Annotated in this window: 2 tRNA genes; both read right to left on the bottom strand. The window is 49.5% G+C overall.

Features of this window, described 5'->3' with window-relative positions:
- Positions 1–50: 50 nt before the first annotated feature.
- Positions 51–126 (bottom strand) — tRNA-Val (locus tag HC752_RS24515).
- A 30-nt stretch (positions 127–156) separates the two neighbouring features.
- A tRNA-Lys gene (locus HC752_RS24510) sits at positions 157–232 on the bottom strand.
- Positions 233–279 lie beyond the last annotated feature (47 nt).

Raw genomic sequence — 279 nt, 5'->3', positions numbered from 1 at the left:
AGCAAGAGTTTGATGTGGTTTGGATTAAACTTCCAAAAATACTTAGAGAATGGTGGGCGATACCGGGCTCGAACCAGTGACCCCCTGCTTGTAAGGCAGGTGCTCTCCCAACTGAGCTAATCGCCCACATATATTTTGATTTCCTGTGGCAGGAAATGGTGGGTCGTGCAGGATTCGAACCTGCGACCAATTGATTAAAAGTCAACTGCTCTACCAACTGAGCTAACGACCCAATGGTATCCCGTAGGGGAGTCGAACCCCTGTTACCGCCGTGAAAGG

Origin of the sequence: Vibrio sp. S9_S30, from assembly GCF_014694455.1 — a bacterium.
Taxonomy (GTDB): domain Bacteria; phylum Pseudomonadota; class Gammaproteobacteria; order Enterobacterales; family Vibrionaceae; genus Vibrio.
The sequence above is the reverse complement of the archived record's forward strand: the minus strand, read 5'-3'. Positions and strand labels throughout refer to the sequence as shown.